This window comes from Rhodococcus sp. UYP9, from assembly GCF_040547235.1.
In the GTDB taxonomy this organism is placed as follows: domain Bacteria; phylum Actinomycetota; class Actinomycetes; order Mycobacteriales; family Mycobacteriaceae; genus Rhodococcoides.
Window position 1 is genome coordinate 1 of record NZ_JBEPPH010000014.1, and the last position, 14,818, is coordinate 14,818.

The following is a 14,818-nucleotide window of genomic DNA, read 5'->3' on the forward strand; positions in this document are numbered from 1 at the left end:
CGATCCCCGAACGACGTCCACTACAGTTATCGGCAGCCCGCGATCGCGGCCTGAGAATAGTCATCTCCATTGTCCGAAATCCTCGCGGCAGATCAAAGCTCATCGGATGTGACCTGCGGTCCGCCACATACGCCTGATATACCGTCAGTCGATCATTCTCATCGGGTTGGCGGATTTCTGATCACGGTGCGTCTCTTGCCCTGTTAACTGCACCTTTGGATGGATAGTCTGCAGATCGCGGCTGCTCCAGCCCGACACGACCACAGATCCGGACGTCATGACATCACAGACCGAACCGACACCTGACGACGTGGTGCATGCCGCGCAAGCTCTACACGCGCTCACTGCGATACCCGATATATCGATGCAGTGGTCGAACACTGCGGATCCAACGCAGTGGACTGCACTCCACACCATCGAGCACATCAGCGATGCGTTGCTCTTCTACAGCGGTCAGGTCGCGAGACGAGCGCAGGTCCGATTACCGGTCCTGCGTGACGGACGTGAAGCTCGCGCATCCGAACACCTAGACAACGTGCTCTCGGCTGCACACGTACTCGCGGCACTGCTCCGCGACCTTGGAGATCAACGTGCGTTCCACCCCAGCGGAACAGCCGACGCTGCGGGTTGGGCAGGCATGGCTGTTACAGAAATACTGGTTCACGGCACCGATGCGGCGCGCGCAGTGGGGATGCTCCTAAATTTTCCCGAAAATGGCTGTGCGAGAACAGTGTCACGTGTGTTTCCGTGGATCGATACGACTTTGGGCAGCCCGCCCGAGTTACTTCTGGCTGTCACTGGCAGAACGGTAGTCGCCGGCGTTCACTCGGATCCAGATTGGTGGTGGCAGTCGGCCCCACTCACAGAATGGAATGGACTTCCAGCGCGGCGCGACGTCAAGCCGGGTTGGAGCTGAGCGCGGTAGCTCGACCACAATCTCAATGTCGATTTGCGCCGAAGATTAGCCAGATGTGACGCCAGTTTAGCGAGGTTGGTGGCGGAGGATCCGCGTCTTACGCTAATCCGTTCAGCTCCGCTGTTCGGGATTTGACCGGACCACCCACACGGGAACGCCCGGTTCAGGGTCGGACGTCGTGCATCGGGGATGATTGACGACGTCCGACATACAGATCAGTGCGATACGGGATAACGATGCGGCCGAGTGGGCGAACCAGTTCAGCAACGTCGTTCAGTGCTGTTCGCCGTGCTGCTTCTGGGAGATTGGCAACCCAACTCCACGATGCCACCTGGACAAGGAAAGCATCGTGCCCGAGTGACTGTTCGTGCGTCGCGTTGGTGTGCTGGAGGGTCTCGAACAAGCGAGTGCTCTCGAGTGTCTTCTGCCAAGTGACGCCGGCCGGGTAGTCGCCTGCCGACTCCTTGTGGTGCGAAAGTATGCGCCGGAGGTCCTGCAGCCAGGACGTGGTGTCCACCGTCCAAATGGGTGTGTTCCACAGAAGCCCGAGACCTCCCGAGGGTTTGAGGACTCGGGCGATTTCGCTGGTAGCCGTTGCTGTTTCGAACCAGTGGAATGCTTCGCCGACAACGACTACATCGACGTCTGAGTCCGGCAGTGGAATGGACTCAGCGGTCCCGTCGAGCACCGTGATGCCAGGCATAGTTGTCTTGATTCGTTCGCGCATCCCATGCACGGGCTCGACCGCGACGACGCTGCCGACGCGGCTGTGGAACAACCGAGAGAGCTGTCCGGTTCCGGCGGCGAGGTCGAGGACTCGACTGCTGATACTGAGTTCTAGGTCAGTGAAAATTCGGTCGATCGACACATCGGCGTACGTCGGTCGTCCAGTCTCGTAGTCCTCTGCGACCGCGCGGAACCCGGAAGCCGCGCGGGAATCGACGCCCATACGGGGACGATAGCGCAGAGAAGACCGACGTTGTCGACTGTTCCGGTGGGAAATCCGGTTCACCAGCAGGCAATCCGTTTACGGGCGAAGCACCTACTTTGGTTGGTCTCCCCGGCTCACCCAACTTCTGCCAAAGTGCGATGGCGTGTCCCGTCGATCTTCGCTGCATCTCGACAGAAAGACCGCAATCGCGCCGACCCGCTCCATACCGCTGACATTGAGCGGCGTTGCGCCCAGTGAAAGGAACTGACGTTCGGTCTTTTCAGTTAGGGTCGGGTCACGCGGGTAGGTTCGGCCGGGTTTGGGTCGGTCGTCAACGACCTGCCTCCGGCCTTTCGTATCGGCAGCTCCACCGAGCTGTGGGGCGGCCAGGCCCCGCCTGGGCCCTGTCGAGGTCAGTCGGTCCGAGTTGACCGTCGTAGTGCGCTGAAGGCTTATTCACCCCGCCTTATCAGGGCCTCGCTCCGCGTCGTCCGCTCTACGTCCCATAGTCAGAACCGGAATCGGAATCGGGCCGCCCGAAAAGTTTGTGTCATGGAAGGTGGTCGCGACTGCCCGATATCCATGCAGGATCCGGCACGTCAGAATCGACGAAGTCGATGAGTTCCTGCAACAGTGCGTCCGCCTGGGTTTCGACGTGGTTTAGTGATTTCGGAGGTCAGCAACGGCGCGCGGGGGTTGCGTGGCCGCTCCCCCGCCGATACGTAATCCCTTCGGATACCGGCGAGGGTGGCGCGGACCATCTCGTGGCCGCACGGGTTGTCATGGCCGGTAGCGCGGTGGCGGTCCGCGATCGCCGCGATGCATCGGAACCGGCTGCCATGCCATCTCGATGGCACCACTTCGGGCTCGCAGAAACGCGTCGCAAGATACAAGATCCAGGGACGGACTCCCCCCGGGGCGTCGTTCTCGATAGATCTCGGTGCAAAATTGGAGTCCGAGAACTACACCCGCCGGCGTCGGCAGATTATCTGGAGTCGAGCCACCGAGCATTGTTCCCCGAAAAGATCCTCTGAGCGACGCGGTGTCCTTTCGAGGCACAGACTGCAGGTTTCTCACATATGCAGTGATGCCTCCGAATTGAAAAGCACGCAGATTCGGGTTCCACGTCGGCTGCCCCGGGAACGCTGTTGCGTTGGCACCGTCCGACAACGAGAAGTTCAACAACCATCTTGTGTAGTCGCCGACCGCTGGCGGCGGAACCGTGGAGTCTTCGATATCGAGTGCGTCCACTGCGACGGTGACGACGCTGAACTTCGAGTCAACGGGGTGGGCTCAGTGAAGTCATGTTGCATATTTCGCGCCCTCGGACGAGACGAAGCCGTTGGGCGCGGAGTTACCTGTGAGCGACCACGTTAGCTCGCACAAGCGTTTAGGTCGACGAGAGACCTGGCGAGACCGATAGCTGCCCTCACGAACGTTATTACCGTATTGTCCTGTTCGTGACTCGATCCTGGACTGTCCGAATCACCGTTGTCGGCGCTGCGCTCGCAGCAGCTCTCCTCGGCGTGCCCGGGGTGGCGTCAGCACACCACCAGGAGTTCACACCCTTCCCGTACAACATTTCCCTGGGACGAGAGTTGTCCCTTCCGTGCGCCGGTGAGGTGGGCGGTGACGTCTACACCGCACGACAGGCCGGGCATCGCTGTTGTCACGCTGACGTGGCGGACATTCTTCAACGCCGACTGCCCGCTAACGGTGTACGTGAACATGAACAACTTCGACGCACCATGGGTCGACCCGTACAGCGGCGCCAAGCCGACCGGTGGCACCTGGATGGTCCACCTGAACTCTGCCCCCAGATCGGGAACAATTCCCGCGCATGGCAGCGAGTGGACCAAACAAATCGCGATCGACATCGGTTCAGGCAATGCAGGACTGACCGTAACCACGGACTCCCCGCTCAACACCACACTGCTCGACCCGGCGGGCAACACCGTGCGCTTCACCGTCGCCTGACGGCTCGCTAGAAGATCGGCGTCTCGCCGTTGGCAACGGCTTCGATCCAGTCCACCGTCCTATCAGTCAGTTCGAACTCGCCCTCTTCCGACCCGCTCCCATCCCACGTCGAGCCGTCCGCCACGGCGGTGACCGACAAGATGTCGGCGCGCACGCTCGGTTCGACCGGTTCGCCGGCATGATCGAGCAGCCATTCCCGTGAATCCGCGGTCACCTTCGGCCACCATGTCTCGATGTTCATAGCTCAAGTCTGGACTCGCGTTCGGTCGAGCACATCAGGGAAAACCCTGACGCCTGCGGATCGAAGTCAGAAGTCCGCGCTGCGGGCCACTCGGCGCGTTCGGATCGCACTTTGTCGAAGCTTGGGACAAATGCGGATTCGGTGGCGGCCGCCGATCCAGAGGCTGTTACGGTCGGCGTTGATATTGCCGCTGTCGAGAGCTGCAATCGCGTTGTAGGAGAGGCCTGCGCCGGCCAAGTGGAAGAGTACGACGTCGCGGCCTCCGAACAATGCCGCCGTCGACCCGCCGGTCGGCAATGCGGCCGCGATCGCGTGACACTGCGCGGCACGTCGGATCGTTTTATCTGTGCGCAGAGTCCAATGCCAGCCGGAGCGAAGTCACCCGGGCGGGTAGCGGCGAGGTGTCGGCGGCGGCGCACCAGTCGACAACAGCGCCCACTGGTAGCAGTAGTCGCCCAACGCGCCTCCCTGTCTCGACGTCACCTGTGCGACGGTACCGGCCGAGCCGATAGATCCGGGTCGACGGCGCGAACGTTCCGCCACAGATCCCCCTGGCCCGCACAGGCGACGCCGAAGTCCCTCATGGCGAAACTGGTGGCCAGGCGACAGTCACCGATGCTGATCAACGAGAAGAGTCACATGGACAATGCGGTCCTGTGACTCTCGTCGACGCTGCGAGTAGGAACTACTCGGCGAGCTTGGCGATGGACTGCGCCCAGAGGAAGTATTTGTTGCGTCCGAGATCGCCGATGGTCTTGATATTGAACGCGGCCTTGAGGTGTTCGGCGTCGCCGGGGCTCACGCCCTGCAGTGTTTCGACGGGTGCGTCGACGACTTCGGGCAGGGGCTTGTCTTCGTTTGCCTTGTTGAGCTTGTCAGCGATTGCAGCCATGGGTATACCTCCTAGATCTCGTGTGCAGGCGCTCGGTTTCGGGCGCCGCCATCCGAAGGTACGTAATCGACCCCGAGAGCGGGGTGTGTTCATGTGCTCGTCACGATCGCCGGATTCACTGAGGCGGTGCTCTCCCCCGCTGGCTACAACTCCGCATTCCTACCCGCCATCGAACTTGATCCACCATCACGGCCAAATCTGGTTGTGTTGCCGTACACGCACTTCACTGTCCCCGATCGACCCGGAGCGCTGCCTGGCGGCGAGCACAGCGGTGAACATCGGCGGATCCCAGCTGCGCGATGTCGAACGCGGCGACGACTGGCGACTCGATCCGCGGCTGCCGGCCACGCAGCAGGCCGGCCCGCAGCTGTATGCCAGTAGCGATCTCTACCTCGGTCATCTGGTGCGGCGCCGCGACCCAGTCTGGGGCACCGCCGCGGTCGCCGAGCTGGCCAACGACGACACCTTCCACTACACGGTGTGCGGGCCGCAAACCGCGACCGCGACCTTGACCTTGAACCAGTCGAAAACCTTGCGGCTCGGGCTCGAGGACTACATACTCCGACACGCACGCCAGTACGGGCAGCTATTATCGGTGTTCTCCGGATGCATCTTCGCCGCCGACGATCCGGTGTACCGGGACGTCGCAATTCCACGACGGTTCTTCAAAATAGCCGCCGGGGAACAGGAGTCACAGTTGGCGGCGACGGATACATCCTTGACCAGACACCATCGCTGGGGCCGATCCTCGAACATCCCGCCCGCGCCGACTCCGCTATTCCCCCACTCGGGCCGTACCGGACCTTCCAGGTGCCCATCGAAGACATCGCCGCCATAACCGAACTGTCGATGAAACAACTCGTCGCGGCGGATCGGTACATCCTTCAACCGGCCGCACGACTCGAACAGCAACGGTGGAGCGAACTTGCCGCGTACGCCGACATCGTTCTCTGGCAGAGAGCTTCGGTGTCCGCCGTGACCCCGGCGGGTGAGTTGGCTACGTTACCGACTTCAGATGGGCGTCGGGTCATGGAGCGCGGCGATCGGCAGCACCGTGGGAGTACACCACGACCCCGTTCTCCTTCACCCACGTCTCGTCACCGCCGCCGAAGTGCTCGACGAGCAACTCGACTGTCGGAATTTCCGCAGCGAGTGCATGATCGAACGCTGTCCGGGCGTTGCGGGCGCATACCGTTACCTCGGTGTCGCCGGTGTAGAGGGCGTCGATGACGAAACCAGGGGTGAAGCGGCCACCGAATGGATCGCCGCCGTTGATCGCATCGAGGCGGCCGCGCCACCACCGGGTCAACGCTCGCGCACGGGTGATCTCCGCGGGGGCCTCGACGTCGAGGATCGTGAATTTCTCGTAATCCGCAGATGCGAGGTCGTTCAGCAGACGAGGAGCGAGACCGGGCCAACTGAACGTCCCCTCCAGAACAATGTTTTCCCTACGCGCCATACAGATCTCGGTGATCGCGTCGAGAAGGATCGTCGACTCCGAGTGCACCAGGGTCGCGAGTTCCCGCGGCATCACCGGCTGCCCGTCGGGCAACACCTGATCGAAGAGGTCGTCGTAGACGCCGCAGGCGACCGCGTCGCGGAGCAGGTAGTCCTTGACGACGTCGGCGTCGAGGATCCGCCACCCCTGTCCGGCTAGATGGCGGCGGTCGATACTCGACGACTTTCCGACCCCAGGAGGTCCCGCGGTCGCCAACGCAAGGAACTGACGTCCGACGGCTACATCGGTGTGTTCGGCGAGGAAGGCTTCGACGATGCCGTCGCGGGTTCGGCGCCGCGACACCGGGTCGAAGGAGTGATTCGAGGCTCGGGCACCGTTCTTGTCGAGTACCCCACCGGGTCTGCACCAGGCTTCGAGTTCGAAGGCAACCGCAACGGCAAGGTCAGAGTGCATTCGCCTGCGCACGCCGGTCGGCCGTGGCCGCGAGAAGCACTCGATAATCCTCGTCGACCAGGAGATCCCCAGCGCGTTCGATTTGATCCCACGTCCCCCGCACGTAGCTCTCCCCTGCCAGATCGCCGTCAGCGATGTGCCCGAATGTGTACGGCCACGAGGTCAGTTCGGCCACCATCGCGTCGTGGTCGAGGAGCTTGGCGGCATGCTCGAGCAACACCTCGCGCGGACTACGCTCACGTGCCGCCGGGTTGAGCCGCAACTTCTTGACTATGCGGCTCACCTCGGGCTGCGTGACCGCAAGGTTCTTCGCAATGACCCGTTGAGCGATGTCATTGTCGGTAGCGTGCGCAACCGCGCGCAGGAGTTTGAGTTGCAGGAGTTCTCGTTCTGCAGGTATCGCCCGAAGATCACGTTCCATGTCGTGAGCAAGTGACATCAGACCTCCTCAAATACAGTTATACCAAATTGTATCACCGCGCAGTTCGATTGCAGTGCTCTCCCGTCTCGTACGAGACACATGCTGGGTTGACCTACGGCGAACGAAGCGCGCCCTGCTCACCCCAGGCCGCAATCCGAACACCTGCACGACAACACGCTGGTCGTGCGCCGGTCGTTCATTCGAACGGTATACATCCAACCGTGACCTAGTCATTCAATTGAATGATTTCGCCACCGGTAAACAACAGTTTCACGACCTCAGCAACAGGCAGCGCTGCGTACCAGGGTTCTGCACATTGGCAGTTCTGAGATGATTGCCCGATGCATCGGATCCGGCTGATCTCCGCGCTCGCCGCGCTGACACTGCTCGCGGCAGGATGCGCCGACGACCCTCCACCCGAACCGACACCGGTAGTCGTGGCCTTCGACGACGGATGGGGCCAGCTGTTTTTCATGAACATCGACGGCTCCGGCTTGCGCCAGGTCACCCCGACCGTGGGCGAAGACAGCCGGGACCCGAACTACGCGTACGGCGCCGCCCTCTCCCCCGATGGCGAGCAACTCGCGTACGCCCGAGGCCGGTTCATCGAGATCATCGACCTCGAGTCGGGTGAATCGACGTCGGTGTACGAGGGTGGCTACCAACCGGCTTTCTCACCCGACGGATCCAAGATCGCGTTTACCGCAAACGGCAGCATCAACATCATGAACGTCGACGGATCCGACGCACATGTCATCGCGCAAGAAGAGTCGGCCTTCGGAGCGACATTCTCCCCGGATAGCTCACGGGTGGTCTACGTCACCGGCGGGTATCTGAACGAAGTGCCTGTCAACGGCGGAGAATCGACAGTGCTTCTGCGCGACCAGTTCTGGAACTCCGACCCGGCCTTTTCGCCCGATGGGTCGACGCTCGTCTTCTCCAGTAACCGAGGCGGCAACAACGGCTCCGAGATCTACACAATGCCCTCCGGCGGCGGGGAGATCACACCTCTCACCGATACCTACGCCGTACATCCGAAGTTCACGCCCGACGGCTCGCGCATACTGTACGACCGGGCGGTTACACAGATGGGTGAACTGGTGACCGACATCGCCACCGGCTCCCAGCCTGAGATTGCATCGATGAACCCCGACGGATCCGACCAGAAACGGCTGACTCCACGCTCCCTGAGCGGTCAGATGCCGACCGTGGGTGGCGGACGTTGACCCGCGAGCTACGTTGCACTTTTGGGTTCGCTCGCCTTCGCGACGCGTCCAATCCGCAAGATCGATTACGCCGAGTGGTCTGAGAACCGGGCCAGTCTATGCGCCGAGTTTTGCTATTGGCTATGTCGACCGCCGCGGGCGACAATCACGCGCGAGAATAGTCCGGCCAAGACGTGATCGATATAGGCCTGGGCGTCCGCGGTAGCGGTGACTGGACCGTGCTCGGTGAAGATAGCTAGCACGCAGTGACGACGGCGAAAATGCTGTTCGTGCAGCTGTCGGACTCGGTTGCCGCAGGAACAGACCTCGAACTTGCACTCGATCGCGACCCGGGCCTCGCTTGACCACCGAATCCGCAGCCGCCGTCTCCAAGAACGCGCCTCAACAGCCGATGATCAGGTCCTTACGTCAGTACGTCGCCGTCAGGACATCCTGACCCCGGCTGCGTCCCCTGCGTCGGCATCGGAGCACTGAGCACTGAGCACAGAGGAACTACGACCACTTTTGATTTGCAGGGTTTGCAACGGCCCGCCTGGAATACTCGAGCGCACCACTAGCGGCGACGCATCATGTGTGTCAGGCTGTTCCCATGACTACTGGAAAGGTTGACACAGCCTCCATCGCGTGAGCGCCGTGCAGATCCCCTCGACTTCTTCGTCGCACGGGACACTCATCGAAGACCCCCATTCAGAACTCATCCGCAGTGTCGTATCTATGCGCGACACCTATCTCGGTCACGGAATGCGCGCCGGACCATCGGATCGACACTCTGCCGAATCTGCTGTGGCTCAGCTGTATCGACATGCCGACCTCCCCGTTCCTCGCTTCGTATGGGAACCGTCTCCGGCAGCTGCAGCGGCCCGCATCGCCGGGGACAACCTGGCTTCCGCTGTAACCTTTGCCGTAGAAGGCCCCACCTGTGCATCGGCTCGCATCACAACACTGCTCTCCATTTCACGCTCCCGAATGGACGCATGCATCCAGCTGCCGGTGAGCGAACGGCCACCACCCCGATGGCCGATGACGATCCGGTCTCAGGCGCTCAGAGCAGCCCAAGGTCGCACAACGGCTGCAGTACGAAATCAGCCACCCGAAATGTCGGTCCGCGCGGGCATCGGACTCAACCCGATCATACGATCGACGGTGTGGGACTCGTTGCACACCAGCCTGTTCGACGGCGTCGCACCCGCCATCAGGATACTGATGCCGCCCCTCGTCGGCGAAATCCCGTGGTACGGCCAGCAGGAAGCACACCGCATGGCGTACTACGACATCTACCGCCGCCTCGGCCTCGCAACCTTCCAACCACAGGACAACGAACTGCTCGACGCACTTGTTGCCCTGACCGAATCGACGGGATGGTGGTGGGCGTTCGACGACGTCTGCGTAATGTCCGAACGACCGACCGTGCTGCACTCCGAACCCATTCCCGATCGAGTACACGGCGAAAGACGGCTGCACCACCACGACGAACCGGCGATCCAATTCGCTGACGGCAGTGCGACATACGTCCTGAACGGCACAATTGTGCCGGATTGGGTGGTGCTCGACCCGAGCGTCGAACGCATCACCGTCGAACGCAACGTCGAGATCCGCCGCTCCGCAATCGAACGCATCGGGTGGGACAACTACATCGACGCTGCAGGACTCACCCTGGTCGACAACGCCGACGATCCAGGCAACGATGGCTGCACTCTGCAGCTGTTCGCCACCCCTGCCGGCTGGGGCGGCGAAGGTCGCGTGCTTCTCGTTGTCAATGGGTCTCGCGAACGCGATGGCCAGCGCAGACGCTACGGGCTGCACGTTCCAGGTGAATTCTTCTCGGCCCTCGACGCCGCAGGCTGGACCTACGGCCTCAGCGGAGAAAACTACGCCCAATTGCTCCGCCGAACCTGAACCTACTCTTACACAAGGTGACTCAGATGAACCAGAACATGATCCTGTCCACATTGACAACGATGACCGGCCTCGACGTCTTCGACTATCTCGACAAGGAAATTTCGGTGCCGATCATCGACGGCATGCAAGCCCAAGGCGACCTCATCGTCGTTCCGTATGCCTGCTCGAAGGCGTCGTCTCCACCGGGGTGTGGACGCGAATCGACGACGTGCCCCTGTCCGGAATCGAGTTGCTGCGCAGCGCAGCGGGTGGAAATCCGCACAGCCTCGTAGCCGAGGGCGGCCGTTGCACGTGGTCGACACCGGTGAGCGATACGCGGCGTCTGGCGCTCGGAATTCTCGACAACACGGTGACCGCCTACCTGATCCACCCCGAGCACGGCGCCACCGGAATTGCCCCGGGCCGTTACGTCATCGGCAGGCAACGTGAGCGTGGTCGAGGTGGGTACTTCGAGTCGACGCAGTTGGTCGCCGACTGAGTGCGGCTCCGCCGCAGAGGTGTATCAGTTCGACTCCGCCGCAGTGGTGACTGAGTGGCTGCCACCGGCTGTGGCCGAACGAGAGACAACCCAAATGGTGGACGGTATCGACGGTCGGTCATCGACGACGAATCCGGCGAAATGATCGAATACGCGATCAACGGCGTCGAGTACTCGGTCGACCTGAAAGCGAAGAACGCGAACGATTTTACAAGAAGCTCCGCTACTACATCGGGCACGCGACACGAGGCTGTGGCCGCACAGCGTATGCCCTACCCCGCTGCCGCAACGACCGCGACAGCGGCCGGCGGATCGGGCAACCGTGTCGGAGCAGACACGGGCGATCCGGCAGTGGGCGTTCGACCAGGGCTACGAAATCAGCGAACGTTGCCTGATTCCCGTCAGTATCGAAGAGACATACACCGCCGCTCACTGACCGACGGAATCCGCCTTCTTGGACGTGAGGGGGTGCCGGTGGTGGCGCGTCGAGCAGGGAGCTCGGACGTGTCGAGCAACACAGGCAGCCCGGTGGGGGTGCACCTGGACTGGGCACATTCAGCGTGGGAAACCCTTCAACCGGCTCAAGCACTTGCCGCGGGTACCCACGGATACTCGCCGCGTGCGATTGTGAGGGCTGAAAAAGATGAGTAGGCCGTCGACCCTAAGTGGCTGTCCGATCCCATCACCGCTGCCAGAGCGATCGGGGCCGGACTTCGTTCCTTCCATGACGAGGTTCCGGCCGAAGGGTGCCCATTCGAGTGGTCGATCGCGTCGAGGATCGGCGGAGCGCACGCCCGAGGTCTCAAACCGGACATCGGTGCGTATCCGACGGAAAAAAACGGTCGTCTATCACGGCGATGCTTGCGCTCCGAACACGCTGATCGACGAGGCGGGCCCACCCTGCGCTCATGTCGACCTCGGTTCGATGGGAGTCGGCGACCGCTGGGCGGACCTGGCTCCAGCGATCATGAGCACCCAGGGGAACTACGGCGGGTTGCTTACCGCGGAGGTGCTCGACGGCTACGGCATCGAACTCGACCAAGATCGCCTGGACTTCTATTGTCGACTCTGGAACGCCACGCAAAACGCGGGATGAGTGATCGGAAACTAGGCCCCTCTTGGCCTGAGCATGCCGCCGCGCAATTCTCCACTCCGTTCGGGATGTCATGGTGACTCGATGGAGAAGGTATCGCCCACCTCGATCTAGGCCGACACCTGGAACCGGGAAGAATCCGGGGGATACCGCATGGTTCGATTACTGCACATCCGCCGGTCCAAAGCGAGATACGACCCCGATGCAACGTAGCTCGAAGGAATCATCCTCGACAACGTTCACCAACCGGGAGCGCAGCATCCGACCCACTCAGCAGTAATGTTTTGGGCATGCGCGTCTCAATGACCACGAGCGGACATCGAGCGACGTATGCGCTCCTGGCACTCGGAATAGCCTCGGTCGCTGGCTGTGGGACTCCCGAGGATTTCGCGATGGACTTCTCGATTGCTCGCGAAGGTAACGTGAGTGCGCTGCCTGAACCATTGACAGTGACCGGAGACGGCGTGCGCATCGTAGGACCTGATCTGCCCCCGGGCAGGTACGAGGTCTCGTTCCCTATGGTGTCGGACGCGGAAGGTCCAATATCTCGATGCGACTGGGCTCGTCTGTCCAGCACAGAAAACACTCCAGAACACGTTATCTCCGGTGGATCCTTCGAGTACTCGTTTCAAGTTCTGGAGGTTAAGGAGGGAGACACCGCCTTGTACACATCCGGGTGCGGCACGCTAAGTCGAGTGTCTTCGTAGTTGACCATCGCAGATCAACTACAGCCCAACACACTCGATCGTGTAAAGAGGACAAGGTATTACTGCACGTTTTGAATACTGCACATTCGCCGGTCGAGTACGCATCGTCGAATCAGTTGCAACTTCGCCCGTGACAGTCAGGCCGTCTGCCGCCTCGTGGACCGATCCTCGTGAGGTTCAAGCGTAATGGGTTGCAGGTAAGACCGGGTGAGATCTCCAGACGATGACCTGACGGATCTCTGAATTAGACCCCGCGCCCACCGTGATGGTGATTGATCTGACCCTTCTTTGTCAGGTGTGGATCCGCCCAGTACTCGACGCTCTCATCGTCTAGTCGACCCCAAGAGGCATCAAACAGGTCGTCGTCGACGAGAAACCGTAATGCTGCGACTGGACCTCTGGTCCTGGTGGCTCAGCGAACTGTAGGAACGTCCCGTCGCTCAGTTGGACGTTGAGAAATGGGCCCCACGAAGGAGCTTCTGGAAGATCAAAGAGACAACGGAAAAATGTCGCTGCGCTTTCACGGTCTTTGGTAACGATGATCATGTGATCGAAACGATCTGACATTGGTTCTGCTCCTAGGCAGTTCAACGCCTCCAGGTCTGGCGCAGTCCACCAGCAACTCGCGACACTGGTGAACGGCATGACAAGTTATTCACGATGTCGCAAAGCCTCCCACCGAGTTGAACTTGACGACCCTTCGCTGCTGAGGTGTAGAGTGGTGCTCTTCGTCTCCGGACGGAGTACGCAGGAGTGTGCCCGGTGCCGAAACTCAAGCAAAATCAAGATATGGATGGGACCGCGAGCCAGCGCAGATCCGGTGCGTGAGAACGTGACCGCAGATAAGACCTCCATTGAGATTGCGGAGTCGATTCGTAACAATGCTGGTATCGATCTAGCGCCCGTACGCGACTACCTGGCTACTGTCTACGGGACCGCGCGCAGACCATCAGTAGGCCGGGGTCCTTCGATCGTGGCGCCCAGCGTTGAACTCGACGACGTGACTGTTCGAGTATTCGTCGGGACCTCCGACCCGTCGTTTCTAGGGACGTTCGATCGCACAGCTGGTACACGAATGGTGACGGTTGCCGTACACGCACGACTGAACCGCACCGGTGAAGAACCCCAGGGTCACCCACCACCGGCAGTCGACCTGCCGGTCCGCGAGCGGATCGCATGGACACGTTCTGTCCTCGGAGAATTGGCCGATTACGCATATCGAATCCTCAATGACAGAGCGCAGTTACGGCCCCTGCCAGCGTTGTTCGTCGCGTTCACCGATGCCACAGCACCACGTCTGGCTCCCAGCGACTTCCGGTGGCTCTACCTCTGCGGAGGACGCCGCGCCTACCCGGAGAAAGTCGTTCCTGAAAGCCAAGAACTGCTCGCGCACCTTCGCCGACATGGGGACATCATCAACGCCGACCTCGTAGCGCGTCCGATAGCATCCGAACCCGCGGTATGGGCGCACGAGTTCGTCTCCACACTGACAGCCACTCTCGCGGACCAACTAGGACGGATGAGAAGCGGCAAGTGGTTCACAATCGAAGAAGTGACCCTCCACGGACTGTCGCGTGTGACTGTGCGTTACACCTGGCACCTCGTGGCTGGTGACAAAGCGTTTGCCTACGACATCGACCTCGCGGGAGTACGCGCAGAGCAGCTCCGAAAGTTCGATGACGGCCGAGCGCAAAGACCTGCCCGCATCATCGGTGCCACACCGTTCAGCCAACCCGTATTTCGGTCACCACAAGAGATCGACGGAGTGACCTGGGTAAAGTTCGGCCGGCACGAAGAAAACTGACAGCGGCATAGGCCGTCCGTGACGTCGGCACCGCATTCATCCGCTTCTTTTCCTCCGTTGAGACCTTGAACCGTTGACAATCCTTATTGAGATGCCGACATCTGTCTCAAGGAGAGAAGGCGGTGCACGGGACCGGTGTCCTGGCACTGGGACAAAAATTTTTCAGCCGGAGGCGCTATGAAAAGTTTTTGGAGCCCGTGGGCCGGAGCGCAGCGAAGGTGTGGCTAACGTGGCAGGTCCCCGATAGTCGGACCACCGCGTTCTAGAGCCACGGTGTGATTGTTGTCAGTCGATCTCGCAGCCCTCGGGTTGGTGCGTGTG

General features: G+C 61.2%; 15 protein-coding genes and 3 pseudogenes. 10 read left to right on the forward strand and 8 right to left on the reverse strand.

Features of this window, described 5'->3' with window-relative positions; all coding sequences use genetic code 11:
* Positions 1–277 precede the first annotated feature (277 nt).
* A complete protein-coding gene (locus ABIB36_RS21750; protein ID WP_354563597.1) occupies positions 278–916 on the forward strand; it encodes a hypothetical protein in 639 nt (212 codons plus the stop codon).
* Between the two features lie 163 nt (positions 917–1,079).
* Here ABIB36_RS21750 and ABIB36_RS21755 read toward each other — a convergent pair whose 3' ends face one another.
* Together ABIB36_RS21755 and ABIB36_RS21760 are read right to left on the reverse strand one after the other, a co-directional pair.
* Complete coding sequence (locus ABIB36_RS21755) at positions 1,080–1,865, reverse strand: class I SAM-dependent methyltransferase (protein ID WP_354563596.1); 786 nt, start codon at positions 1,863–1,865, stop codon at positions 1,080–1,082.
* 644 nt (positions 1,866–2,509) lie between these two features.
* Positions 2,510–2,668 (reverse strand): annotated as a pseudogene (locus tag ABIB36_RS21760) (integrase); the annotation flags it as partial.
* Between the two features lie 808 nt (positions 2,669–3,476).
* On the opposite strand from ABIB36_RS21760, the gene ABIB36_RS21765 reads away from it, so the two are divergent.
* Positions 3,477–3,824, forward strand: coding sequence for a hypothetical protein (locus tag ABIB36_RS21765; protein WP_354563595.1), 348 nt, complete (start codon positions 3,477–3,479; stop codon positions 3,822–3,824).
* Between the two features lie 7 nt (positions 3,825–3,831).
* Here ABIB36_RS21765 and ABIB36_RS21770 read toward each other — a convergent pair whose 3' ends face one another.
* From ABIB36_RS21770 to ABIB36_RS21780, 3 genes are all read right to left on the reverse strand, one after another.
* Positions 3,832–4,065, reverse strand: a complete 234-nt coding sequence (locus ABIB36_RS21770; RefSeq protein ID WP_354563594.1) for a hypothetical protein — start codon at positions 4,063–4,065, stop codon at positions 3,832–3,834.
* 66 nt (positions 4,066–4,131) lie between these two features.
* A complete protein-coding gene (locus tag ABIB36_RS21775; RefSeq protein ID WP_354563593.1) occupies positions 4,132–4,362 on the reverse strand; it encodes a hypothetical protein in 231 nt (76 codons plus the stop codon).
* 388 nt (positions 4,363–4,750) lie between these two features.
* Positions 4,751–4,957, reverse strand: coding sequence for a hypothetical protein (locus ABIB36_RS21780; RefSeq protein ID WP_354563592.1), 207 nt, complete (start codon positions 4,955–4,957; stop codon positions 4,751–4,753).
* Between the two features lie 271 nt (positions 4,958–5,228).
* On the opposite strand from ABIB36_RS21780, the gene ABIB36_RS21785 reads away from it, so the two are divergent.
* Entirely contained in the window at positions 5,229–5,795 is a 567-nt protein-coding gene (locus ABIB36_RS21785) for a DNA/RNA non-specific endonuclease (protein WP_354563590.1), read from the forward strand.
* Between the two features lie 189 nt (positions 5,796–5,984).
* On the opposite strand, the gene ABIB36_RS21790 is transcribed toward ABIB36_RS21785, so the two are convergent.
* Together ABIB36_RS21790 and ABIB36_RS21795 are read right to left on the reverse strand one after the other, a co-directional pair.
* On the reverse strand, positions 5,985–6,869 hold the full coding sequence (locus ABIB36_RS21790) for a zeta toxin family protein (protein WP_354563587.1): 885 nt from the start codon (positions 6,867–6,869) through the stop codon (positions 5,985–5,987).
* Positions 6,859–7,308, reverse strand: coding sequence for a hypothetical protein (locus ABIB36_RS21795; protein WP_354563585.1), 450 nt, complete (start codon positions 7,306–7,308; stop codon positions 6,859–6,861). Before ABIB36_RS21795 ends, ABIB36_RS21790 begins: the two co-directional genes overlap by 11 nt.
* A gap of 323 nt (positions 7,309–7,631) precedes the next feature.
* On the opposite strand from ABIB36_RS21795, the gene ABIB36_RS21800 reads away from it, so the two are divergent.
* The 6 genes and pseudogenes from ABIB36_RS21800 (at position 7,632) to ABIB36_RS21990 (ending at position 12,693) form a co-directional block, all read left to right on the forward strand.
* Complete coding sequence (locus tag ABIB36_RS21800) at positions 7,632–8,516, forward strand: TolB family protein (protein ID WP_354563583.1); 885 nt, start codon at positions 7,632–7,634, stop codon at positions 8,514–8,516.
* A gap of 714 nt (positions 8,517–9,230) precedes the next feature.
* Positions 9,231–10,412: a DUF6745 domain-containing protein gene (locus tag ABIB36_RS21805; protein ID WP_502944967.1), complete on the forward strand. Its 1,182-nt coding sequence runs from the start codon at positions 9,231–9,233 to the stop codon at positions 10,410–10,412.
* Positions 10,413–10,438: 26 nt separating this feature from the next.
* Positions 10,439–10,893, forward strand: a pseudogene (locus ABIB36_RS21810) (DUF8820 family protein).
* 322 nt (positions 10,894–11,215) lie between these two features.
* A complete protein-coding gene (locus tag ABIB36_RS21815; RefSeq protein ID WP_502944966.1) occupies positions 11,216–11,329 on the forward strand; it encodes an Lsr2 family DNA-binding protein in 114 nt (37 codons plus the stop codon).
* A gap of 381 nt (positions 11,330–11,710) precedes the next feature.
* Positions 11,711–11,989: a phosphotransferase gene (locus ABIB36_RS21820; RefSeq protein WP_354563578.1), complete on the forward strand. Its 279-nt coding sequence runs from the start codon at positions 11,711–11,713 to the stop codon at positions 11,987–11,989.
* Positions 11,990–12,378: 389 nt separating this feature from the next.
* Positions 12,379–12,693, forward strand: coding sequence for an Rv1352/Rv1906c domain-containing protein (locus tag ABIB36_RS21990; protein WP_502950155.1), 315 nt, complete (start codon positions 12,379–12,381; stop codon positions 12,691–12,693).
* A gap of 244 nt (positions 12,694–12,937) precedes the next feature.
* Here the strand turns inward: ABIB36_RS21990 and ABIB36_RS21825 are convergent.
* Positions 12,938–13,260: pseudogene (locus ABIB36_RS21825) on the reverse strand (VOC family protein).
* Positions 13,261–13,666: 406 nt separating this feature from the next.
* Between ABIB36_RS21825 and ABIB36_RS21830 the strand changes: the two are divergent.
* Complete coding sequence (locus tag ABIB36_RS21830; RefSeq protein WP_354563576.1) at positions 13,667–14,497, forward strand: hypothetical protein; 831 nt, start codon at positions 13,667–13,669, stop codon at positions 14,495–14,497.
* The last annotated feature ends 321 nt before the right edge of the window (positions 14,498–14,818 follow it).

Bases quoted from the DNA above. Each gene is read 5' to 3' on its own strand.
- ABIB36_RS21750 (WP_354563597.1), top strand. From the start codon at position 278: ATGACATCACAGACCGAACCGACACCTGACGACGTGGTGCATGCCGCG.
- ABIB36_RS21755 (WP_354563596.1), bottom strand. From the start codon at position 1,865: ATGGGCGTCGATTCCCGCGCGGCTTCCGGGTTCCGCGCGGTCGCAGAG.
- ABIB36_RS21770 (WP_354563594.1), bottom strand. From the start codon at position 4,065: ATGAACATCGAGACATGGTGGCCGAAGGTGACCGCGGATTCACGGGAA.
- ABIB36_RS21780 (WP_354563592.1), bottom strand. From the start codon at position 4,957: ATGGCTGCAATCGCTGACAAGCTCAACAAGGCAAACGAAGACAAGCCC.
- ABIB36_RS21790 (WP_354563587.1), bottom strand. From the start codon at position 6,869: ATGCACTCTGACCTTGCCGTTGCGGTTGCCTTCGAACTCGAAGCCTGG.
- ABIB36_RS21795 (WP_354563585.1), bottom strand. From the start codon at position 7,308: ATGTCACTTGCTCACGACATGGAACGTGATCTTCGGGCGATACCTGCA.
- ABIB36_RS21800 (WP_354563583.1), top strand. From the start codon at position 7,632: ATGCATCGGATCCGGCTGATCTCCGCGCTCGCCGCGCTGACACTGCTC.
- ABIB36_RS21805 (WP_502944967.1), top strand. From the start codon at position 9,231: ATGCGCGACACCTATCTCGGTCACGGAATGCGCGCCGGACCATCGGAT.
- ABIB36_RS21990 (WP_502950155.1), top strand. From the start codon at position 12,379: ATGGACTTCTCGATTGCTCGCGAAGGTAACGTGAGTGCGCTGCCTGAA.